Genomic DNA, 9,906 nt, shown 5'->3' on the forward strand with positions numbered 1-9,906 from the left:
CGTGAGCGGTGGGATCATTTGTCCCCAGTACTTCGTTATGGGCACTAGCGATTATTTTCCCTTCTCGGACGATAGCGGCACCGAACGGCCCCCCCTCATTTTTTTCCATCCCTTGCAACGCTTCATCGCAAGCGATACGCATCCACTCATTCATAGGTTTATTTTACTTTTCCCACACACGATGGAGCAAGGAGCTCAGGGCGGTATTCGAAGTGCATCGTGTCATAGTGGTACCAGCGTCCCCCCCAGATAAAGCCGTGTTTTTCGAAAATACGGACGATAGAGAGGGGCATTGTATTTTTGTAACCGATTTTAGCCGTTTCCGAAGCAGCTTCGTCTTTCCAATATTGGGTTTTGGCAGGTGCCAAATCGATTGCGATCCCGAAACTGTGCATCGAGAGGCGATCGGTATCTTTGATGACGCGGTAGGCATAGGTCGTTGCTCCCTCAGCCCAGATCCGATCCGCTTTGGGTAGTTTGGAGATCTCCTGACCAATAGCGGTGAGTTTTTTATCCACCCCTCCCACTTTATTGACGGGGAGTTTAACCGAGCCTTTGAGTGTCGGCCAAGCAATGGTGACGAGATTTTTCTCAATCTCCTTTTTGTCTTTGCCGTAGAGGGCTTGAAAAAAGGGCTGATAGCGGAGGCGTCCGGGGCTGAAGAGATACGGAGGCGGGGTTTGGCTTCCCCCTACATCGTAGCGTTGGATGAGTTGCGTTGCGAGATCAGCGTTATCGATTTTTTCGCTCCAAGATGTTTTTGGTGTTTCGGTGCGGTAGGGAAGAGGGGTTCCGTCTTTGAGGATGAGGCCGTTTTCATCGGCAGAGGCGATGAGGTCGCTGTACCCTTCGACGTAACATTGGGGATTTCCCCAAAGATGGGTAAAAAGTAAAGCTGAAGCGGCAAAAAGAGTTAAGGTGCGCATGGGTTTCCTTCGATAAGTAGTGCTATTTTAGCAAGTGTGGCTCTCAACGCAAAGGATTGGCACCCGCGCGTTAGAATTTTTCTCTTTTTTAACGACGTACATAGCCATATCGGCTGCTTTAATTAATCCCTCCGGATTGGTAGCATCGTCCGGATAACATGCCAAGCCGATACTCGCTTTGGCATAAAGGGTGGTTTTTTCATCGAGATAAATCGGCTCACTGATGGCAGCTGCAATGGCATCTTGTATGCTGTTCAGATGATCTTCCCCTTTGACCTCTTCAATCATCACGATAAACTCATCCCCTCCGTAACGGCAGACCGTATCACTGTTGCGCAGACATGCCCGAATATTTTTGGCGACATCTTGCAACAGGCGATCTCCCGCTTCATGCCCATAGCGGTCATTGACGAGTTTGAAATCATTCAAATCGATAAAATAGAGAGCTATTTTCTCTTTGCGTCGTTTGGAACGGGTGATGGCATGTTCGAGTCGATCGTTCAAGGTAGCACGATTGGTTGCTCCGGTAAGGGGATCGTGCTGGACACGATAGGTCAGGGCATCGACGTGAGAGGTGATATGGGTGATGTCATGGAGATTGGCAACATAACTGACAAGGCGGCTGTGATGGTAGATTGCCGTGATGGTGGTACTAAAAACCTTTTCTCCGGTTGCGGAATTTTTAGTGAGAGTCCCTCTCCACGTATGATTGGTACTGAACTGAGAGAAGATGGTATTAAAGGTGAGTCGCTCTTTAAAAAGATATTTACCGATATGGGTACCGTAAAGGGTGTGTTGATCATCAAGCGAGAGGGCAAAAAAGCTAGGGTTAGCAAACTCGATGATCCCTTTATGGTCGGTGTAAAAAATGGCATCTCCGGCACTCTCTAACGCGGCGGAACGTTTATTGAGCTCATCCAGTGTCTTTTGGGAGAGGGTGATGTCTTGTGCCATGCAAAGAATCTCCCCTTTTCCTGTTTCAATACGGCGATTGCGCCATTCGCAAAAAATTTCATTATCCTGTTTGGTCGTATTGTAATTTTTGGAATAGCTTACCCCCTCAAGGGAGGTTTTTTGAAGTACCGCACTTACATGGTCTTTGTCAAAATGGGGAACGATAAAATCGATGATATTTTCCCCTGCCGCTTCACTGTAATTCCATCCGAAAATGGCTTCGGCACTTTGGTTCCATTCAATGATACGATAATCGCGATCAACAACAATCAAAGCAACGGGTGAGTCGCTGAAAAATTGGAGGTACCGTTTTTGGCTTTCGGTAAGGCGACGATTTAAAAAGATTGTGTGGGCAACCCATAGGGCTAAAACGAGTATGAGAGAAGGGATTGCTATGAGTTCCATCAACGCTTAAGTATGGAGCGCGAGCGATAGGTGTGCAAGCAGAACAATACAGCCGATACAGTGGTAAAGAATAAGCGGGAACTCATGGGAAACAGGCGATATCCTTATGCAATTTTATGGATTATATTATGTTAAATATAATTTTAACATTAAACTATATTAGCTATTTGAGCGTTTTTTGAGTTTTCAGACGCTATAATGAAAAGACTAGTAAAGAGGAGATCTCCTTATGTTTTTCCCTACCCTCGGTTTGATAGCAACCACCGATGTGATTAGTGTTGATATGTATCATACTATTCAAGATGCGCTCGATAAAATGCATGAACATAATCATCGCAGTATCATTGTGGTCAATAAAACACTGCATTACATCATTACAACCAAAGATATTATCCGATTGCGACTTGAGGGGATTGATTTTTCTACCCCTCTCTCACAAATCATCCTTCGTCCACTCCCGTTGATCGATAAAGAGAGCAATATTATCAATGCCCTCAATTTAACCAATGATATTGATGAGCATATCTGTGTCTGTAATAAAGACGGAAGTTTGTACGGACTGGTAACAAACAGTGACATTGTGGGGAGTGTCGATCCGCAGGTTATTTTGGAGTCACTTCAAATTTCGACGATTTTTGAGAAAAAATACGGCTATAAGAGTTTTTCCTCCACTAGCGTGATGTTGGACGTGCTGGAGTTTATGAAAGATTCATTGAGCGATTGTGTCATTATCCAAGATGGCGGAATGGCGGTAGGGATACTGACCTCCAAGGATGTGATTAACTTTATCGGAGAAGGGAACTGTGCCTCTATTGAGGTACGGGATGTGATGTCTTCTCCTGTCGAGACTCTAAGTGAAAAAGCGTCGATTAGCGAGGGGCTTGAATATTTGCGCAATGGCCATTTTAAGCGGATTGTCGTTACGAATGATGAGGGGCATGTGGTAGGGATTGTTACCCAACAGGATCTGATTTCGCGAACCTATTTGAAATGGTCTCAGTTAATGCAGGATCATTTTAAGCAGTTTGAAGAGATCACCCAGATTCTCCAGCAAAAGAATCGTCATTTGACACAGTTGGCAACGAAAGACTCTTTGACGGAGATTCATAATCGGCATATGTTCTCTGAACTTTTTTCTCAAGAACACTCCGGTGCCAAGCGTGAAGGGACAAAATTATCGTTAATGATGATCGATTTGGACCATTTCAAACAGGTTAATGATACCTATGGACACAATATCGGTGATTATGTCCTCAAAAACTTTGTCTCTTTGGTCGTTTCTACGGTTCGCGAGGCGGATCTGTTCGCACGATGGGGAGGGGAAGAGTTTGTTTTACTGCTCCGAAATGCGGGGTGTGAAGAGGCTTATGGCGTAGGAGAAAAAATTCGAAACTCCATCGAATTGCAACCGTTTGAGGATGTAGGACATATAACATGCAGCATCGGAATTACGGAGATCACAGATGATGATTCACTGCACAGTGCTATTGAGCGTGCAGACGGTGCCTTATATGCGGCAAAAGATATGGGGCGAAATCGGACTATAGCGTGTTCTAATCGCGTATGAAATTAATTACCCTTAAATCAATCGTTTCCGATGAGATACTTTCGCTGCGGGCTACCCAAACGATTTCAAACGCCCTTGAAATGATGGCGGAGCGTTCTTTCAGTTCCGTTATTATTGTTGATGACGATATCCGGCCGATAGGAATTTTTACCGAACGAGACGCACTTCGTGTTGTTGCCGATTCCATCAATCTTGAAAAGCCGTTACGTGAGGTGATGACTCTTGAACCTTTTTGCGTTGAAGAGAGTATCTATTTGCATGATGCCTATACGATAATGGAAGACAAAGGGTATCGTCATTTAGTCGTCGTTGATGCACAGAAGTGTTTTGTCGGAGTGGTAAGCGAGGGAGATTTCCTCCGTCATATCGGGTTTGAAGAGCTGGGAAAATTTAAACTTGTCGCAGATGCGATGAGCGGCTCACCCTTAATTGTCTCATTGGAGAGCCCTCTTTTTGAAGTGGCGGACATGATGCATGAGCGTAAATGTGACTATGCGGTTGTCCTTCGCGGAGCTCAACCTGTCGGTCTCGTGACAGAGCGGGATATCGCACAGTGGTATGCGCTTAAGGGGAACTCAAACGATATAAAAATAGAAAAACTGCTCCTTCGCAATGTTCATTTCATCCAAAAGGGGACCCCTCTCCAAGAGGCGGCAGCACGGATGGAAGAACATGGCGTTCATCAGCTTATCGTTGTCGATGAGGGTGAAAACCTCGTTGGACTACTGAGCCGTCATGATGTTTTGCACGCGATCAATGGGGCTTATTTTGAATTTCTCCTTCGGGTGATCGATCAGAAGAATGAGACGATTGCTAAAATCGGAGAGCGCAAAAACGAGCTAAAAGCGGAAAAAATATCAAGCGAACAAAATGCACTGAAGCTCCGGACCTTGTTTGAAGCACTTCCCGATGGGGTAGTGCTGATTGACTCGGTTACGATGAGGGCGGTAGAATTTAACCGTGCCGCGTATGAGCATTTGGGGTATACCTCCGATGAGTTTTCAGAACTTACCATTTCGGATTATGAAGCGATCGAATTTCCCCACGAAACACGCCGTCGCATTGAATCTATTATACAAAACGGTCGAGATTGTTTTGAAACCAAACATAAGGCTAAAAATGGTGAATTGCTCGATATTTTAGTGAATGTTGTCGCCATTAGATTTTTAAACCATCCCTATATGATGGCGGTTTATTGCGACATAAGTGAACGTAAAAAGCATGAAGAACAGCTGGAAATTTTAGCCAACTTTGATCCGCTTACGGGTTTGGCAAATCGCGGGCTGCTTCATGCGCATTTACAAAATTCGATTGACAAGGCGAATCGGAATAAAACGCAAATAGCTCTTTTGATGTTTGATTTAGACCGTTTTAAAGATATCAATGACAGCTATGGGCACAGTGCGGGAGATGAACTTTTACAAATGGTATCAAAAAGATTCTCTTCACGTCTGCGAGAGGGTGATTTGATCGGCCGTTTGGGGGGGGATGAGTTTGCGGTCGTCGTTGAAACTATCACCCATCCTGAAGATGCGGGGCGTTTAGCCCAAGAGATGTTGGGTACATTGGCTGAAGCGTATCGACTCTCAGGCGGTGCCCTCATCCATGTCGGGGCAAGTGCCGGAATCGTATTGTTCCCGGATCACGGGGCAGATGCCGCTATGTTGTTCCAACATGGTGATGCGGCACTTTATAAAGCTAAAGCAGAGGGGCGGGGAGTCTATCACTATTATACGGATGAACTGACCGATTCGGCGCGGCGGCGTATCGAATGCGAGACCCGCTTGCGACGTGCGATACTAAATCAAGAGTTTGAAGTTTATTATCAGCCGCAGGTTCATATGCAGACAGGGCGTATTGTCGGAGCTGAGGCACTAATACGGTGGAATTGCCCGATGCGAGGGCTCGTTATGCCTAGTGCATTTATCCATGTTGCCGAAGAGATCGGACTTATCGGGGAAATTGGGGAGTGGGTATTAAACGAAACATGCCGACAGGGAAAAATTTGGCTCGATAAAGGACATAGACTCACCTTGGCGGTCAATGTATCGGCCCATCAGGTACGGCATCAAAATGTACCGCTTATGGTTGAGACGGCTCTTAAAAAAAGTGGTTATCCGGCCGATCGGCTGGAGCTTGAACTTACCGAGAGTGCGTTGATGCAGCGCGAAGAAGAGACGGTGACGATGCTCCATTCTCTACGTGCACACGGTATCCGTTTGGCGATCGATGATTTCGGAACGGGATATTCATCCCTCTCGTATCTCAAACGTTTTCCGATAGATGTTCTTAAAATCGATAAAAGTTTTGTGGATGATATCCCGTATGAACGTGATGATATGGCGATTGTTACCGCTATTATCGCGATGGGGCAGGCATTAGGATTTCAAGTTTTGGCTGAGGGGACGGAGCGGATAGAACAGATCGATTTCTTGAGAGAAAAAGGGTGTACAATGTATCAGGGGTATTTTAAAAGTCCGCCGGTGAAGGCGGAGGAGTTTGAAAAACTGTTGGGATAACTCTTACTTGAGTGTTCCGATATGAGCTGCGATGGCTTTTAAATCGTCGTCACTCAACCCCTCAAGAGAAGCCTGCATAGTTGCTTTTTGCTCACCCCCGAAGGTGCCGCTTTTGTATCCTGTGAGTTTACTCAATGCGGTAGTGTCTCCGGCGATCGCTTTTCCGGAGATAGAGGCCTCTTTACCGTCACCTCCATGACACTCGGCACATTTAGCTCCAAAAAGTTTAGCTCCATCGGCAGCACACAATGCCGATACTCCAAGAACCGCTAAAACAAGTAACTTTTTCATCATTCGTATCACCTCCAAAGTGTAGGGAATTATTGTAGCATAAATATAGTCCACGCTAGCGGATAAAGTCAATAACCCCCATAACGATTTCGACACCGATGAGGATGATAATAATCCATTCTAAAAATTCACTTTTTTTATGGTTAATAATGTCCATAACCAGCATGACATCCTCTTTGATTTGAGAGAGTTTGGAGAGGGCAATTTCATGCCGATCGTTAAGCTCGAGGATGAATGCGAGTCGTATATAAAGGGTTTCGGCATCTTCGTTGTCCCACAGGATATTGGGTTTGTCGAGCAACAGCAGATTACTCACCATGTCGTGGCGGGTGAGGGCGAGCCGTTTGGCAAACTGCATCAGATGGGAACGGCGGCTGATGGAGAAGGTATGGATCGATTCGACGATACGGCGGCTTTGGGAGAAGAGGGTATCGAGCCGTTTTTCATAGTGTTCCAATCCGACGCTTTGGGAAATTGCGAGGGCGATAACGTTTAGATTCAGTATGGAAGCTTCACGCAATGTAATGGCTTCATTGGTCACTTCAAAAAGTGTATCAAGCTGAGGATTAATATGGATCGGATAATCTTGGGTGATGAGGTTTTGTGAATCCAATGAAATGTTGAGCAAGGAGAGGGCGTTGAGTATCTCTTTTTTCTCTTCAGCAATCAGAGTTAGAACGCCAAACGGTGCCAATACGACATGAAGGGTCTCGTTTTTGCCGTAATAACCGTTTTCGACTCCGCGTACGAGGGTTATGTCGAGTGCATATTGAACGGTAGCAGTAGTGAGAGTATGATTTAGAAAAAGGGAGAGTAGATTCATTGTCGCACCTTTAACCGAAAATTGGTTTGATTTATTGTATCATCCCTTTATTACAATGAGGTGATAATGCAAACTAAAATAGCAGTCGGATTACTAGGGTTATGGTTGAGCTGGAGTCCTATTTCAGCAGATGTTTCTGAGATGATTTTTTATCCGCAAGCCGATTTCTCAGAGGGTATTTTTCATTTTAATTATCAAGGTGATAAAAATAAAAATTACGGATTCATGTTTGAGAAAGGGTTTGATGCGGATCGTATCGTGTATGTCCGTCCCGCCACGCATACTATTGAAAAAACAAAAGAGGGGATGACGAAGCTCTCTTTTGCCAATACCGATCGCTACTCCTATCTTCAACGTGCCTTTAGAGATGACTTTTTGGTCTCTGAAGAAAACGGCATCGTGAAAATCCTCCTTAGCGGAGGGGATTGCAAGGGGAGCAGTGATTGTGTAACGGCGGAGAATATCCTCACCGTTAATGTCCCAAAAGGGTACGGTGTCCGAAAATATCAGGGGTTGGATCAAGACCTCAAACCTCTCAAAAATCCGCAATGGGATCGTAAAGGGAACACCTACACCCTCACCGTCCGCGATGTCAAAGGGGCGTGCGTGATGATGGAGCTTGAGAGATTAAAGCCGGGGCAGAGTGCTGTCGCAATGGCAGAGTTGATCAAGCCTGTCGCACCGGTAAAAGTGGCAGAGGTAAAAAAACCGGTTAGTGTCGAGCCGGAAACGCCTGTTGTGGTAGCGGTGGTAGAACCAAAAGCTGAAATAGTACCTGTAGCGGCGGTTGAAAAGCCGATAGTAGAGAATCCGGTTGTTATCGCCCCAGCTCCGGCTCAGTATTTCCGAAATTTTCAACTATTTGAGAGTCGGGTTGTTGCTTTGAGTGAAGTAGGAAAAGAACGTCTGCGTGAATGGGCGAAGCTTTTTAAAATGGGTGAATACAAATCGGTAACCATTAACGGCTATACCGATAATATCCCTCCTCAACGCCTTAAGGCACAATATGCGACGAATGGTATTCTCTCTGAAGCACGTGCCAAAATGGTGGCCGATTATCTATTGACACAGGGAGTTGATGCAGGTGCTATTACCGTCAAAGGGATGGGCGATGCCGATCCTGTTGCTTCCAATGAGAACGAAGAGGGACGATCGAAAAATCGACGGGTAGAGTTTATTCTCGCCCGATAATATCGAAGATATTAACCCCATCCGGCAGACGGGGCTTCCCGTCACGAAATGAACGGGTATTGGATATGAGCCGTTTGAAATGTTTACGTAAATGGTAAGCATCGGGAACATTGGGGCGGAACCAGTCCCCTTTGGCACTGAAGAGCCAGTCAATCGCCGATTTGATATCGAGTAGAGTGTATCCTTCCGTATCAAGGAGAATTTTAATCTGCTTCGCCCAGCTTTGAACATTGTCCGGCATTTCGAACTGTGGATCAATGGAGGCGAGATGGCGGATAAAATACTGCGCCATTTCAAACTCTTCCATAGTCGGTTTGGTTTCGGCAAGCTCTTGTGCCGATGCTAAAACCGGCGCATTGGAAGCGATTTCACGGCGTACCCACCGCTCGAACTCGGCACACCAATCGAAAGATCGGCGGTTTTGACTCCGTTGGTACAAATTGAAATCTTCGAATAACTCTCGTCGTAATCCCTCGCGATCACATAGCTCAAGTGCATATGCGTGTAACTCTGCGTATGTTTCATTTGAGAGGTTAAGAAAATAGTTGCTATCGCTGTATTCGGTTGCACTGAGGGTTACAACCGCAGATGTGAGGACGGAAACAGGGGCAAAGGTATAGTAGATCATCATCCCCTGATCGGTTTTGCGTCGGAGGGTTTTTAGAATCCCTTTTTTCACCATACCATCGAGTGCTTCGATCACTTCTCTAGGGGTATTACGGAGTGCTTGTGCGAGGGTAGAGGCATCGACATCTCCGGGTTTGTCTCCCCATTGTTGCGTATGACGGGCGATGAGAGGGAGTAGCGCGCGCTCTAAGAGGCTCAAATCGTCACGATCGATCAAAGAGGTGGGAAGGGTGATCATTTTTCTTTTACCGAACGGAGAAGTTTAGCTTTGAGCGGAGCGGCTAATACGTTATTTTTTTCCCGCTCACGGCGGAGAATTTCATTACGGTACTCGTGGATAACGCGCGCTTCAAAGAGACTTCGATCTAGTGAGACATAGTCGTAAATCCATCGCTTCGTCACTATTTTAACAACGTTAATATCGGTCTCATCCAGCAGAGGTTTCTCTTTGTTTGCGTGTTTGATCGAAGTAAATCGGATCGCTTCAAATCGCTCCAACGCACTTTTTTCACCGTCACGTACTAAACTCACATCTCTCCTGATATCGTACATTAGTCGGTATAAGTTCTCTGCACGCTCTTGTGCTTCATGGTCGATAGGGCT

9 protein-coding genes and 1 pseudogene are annotated in these 9,906 nt (G+C 45.8%); 3 read left to right on the forward strand and 7 right to left on the reverse strand.

Translation table 11 applies throughout. The features are described 5' to 3' along the window. From A2517_RS02855 to A2517_RS02865, 3 genes and pseudogenes are all read right to left on the reverse strand, one after another. Nucleotides 1-154: pseudogene (locus A2517_RS02855) on the reverse strand (nucleoside deaminase); the annotation flags it as partial. A 4-nt stretch (nt 155-158) separates the two neighbouring features. Then, complete coding sequence (locus A2517_RS02860) at nt 159-926, reverse strand: M15 family metallopeptidase (RefSeq protein ID WP_294893932.1); 768 nt, start codon at nt 924-926, stop codon at nt 159-161. 27 nt (nt 927-953) lie between these two features. Continuing rightward, complete coding sequence (locus A2517_RS02865) at nt 954-2,285, reverse strand: bifunctional diguanylate cyclase/phosphodiesterase (RefSeq protein WP_294893934.1); 1,332 nt, start codon at nt 2,283-2,285, stop codon at nt 954-956. Between the two features lie 229 nt (nt 2,286-2,514). On the opposite strand from A2517_RS02865, the gene A2517_RS02870 reads away from it, so the two are divergent. Both A2517_RS02870 and A2517_RS02875 read left to right on the forward strand, forming a co-directional pair. Continuing rightward, entirely contained in the window at nt 2,515-3,852 is a 1,338-nt protein-coding gene (locus A2517_RS02870) for a diguanylate cyclase (RefSeq protein ID WP_294893936.1), read from the forward strand. Beyond that, nucleotides 3,849-6,371 (forward strand): EAL domain-containing protein, encoded by a 2,523-nt coding sequence (locus A2517_RS02875; protein WP_294893938.1) that lies wholly within the window; start codon nt 3,849-3,851, stop codon nt 6,369-6,371. The genes A2517_RS02870 and A2517_RS02875 overlap by 4 nt, the downstream gene beginning before the upstream one ends. A 3-nt stretch (nt 6,372-6,374) precedes the next feature. Here A2517_RS02875 and A2517_RS02880 read toward each other — a convergent pair whose 3' ends face one another. Together A2517_RS02880 and A2517_RS02885 are read right to left on the reverse strand one after the other, a co-directional pair. After that, nucleotides 6,375-6,665, reverse strand: a complete 291-nt coding sequence (locus tag A2517_RS02880) for a c-type cytochrome (RefSeq protein WP_294893940.1) — start codon at nt 6,663-6,665, stop codon at nt 6,375-6,377. 52 nt (nt 6,666-6,717) lie between these two features. Beyond that, nucleotides 6,718-7,485, reverse strand: a complete 768-nt coding sequence (locus tag A2517_RS02885; protein WP_294893942.1) for an RMD1 family protein — start codon at nt 7,483-7,485, stop codon at nt 6,718-6,720. Nucleotides 7,486-7,551: 66 nt separating this feature from the next. Between A2517_RS02885 and A2517_RS02890 the strand changes: the two genes are divergently transcribed. Further along, nucleotides 7,552-8,676, forward strand: a complete 1,125-nt coding sequence (locus A2517_RS02890) for an OmpA family protein (RefSeq protein WP_294893944.1) — start codon at nt 7,552-7,554, stop codon at nt 8,674-8,676. On the opposite strand, the gene A2517_RS02895 is transcribed toward A2517_RS02890, so the two are convergent. Both A2517_RS02895 and A2517_RS02900 read right to left on the reverse strand, forming a co-directional pair. Continuing rightward, nucleotides 8,660-9,541 (reverse strand): hypothetical protein, encoded by an 882-nt coding sequence (locus tag A2517_RS02895; protein ID WP_294893946.1) that lies wholly within the window; start codon nt 9,539-9,541, stop codon nt 8,660-8,662. The two genes, A2517_RS02890 and A2517_RS02895, sit on opposite strands and share 17 nt — an antisense overlap. Next, nucleotides 9,538-9,906: hypothetical protein (locus A2517_RS02900; protein WP_294893948.1), on the reverse strand; the 369-nt coding region annotated here is incomplete at its 5' end. The genes A2517_RS02895 and A2517_RS02900, both read right to left, overlap by 4 nt.

This window comes from Sulfuricurvum sp. RIFOXYD12_FULL_44_77 (assembly GCF_001830725.1).
GTDB classification, from domain to species: Bacteria; Campylobacterota; Campylobacteria; order Campylobacterales; family Sulfurimonadaceae; genus Sulfuricurvum; species Sulfuricurvum kujiense_A.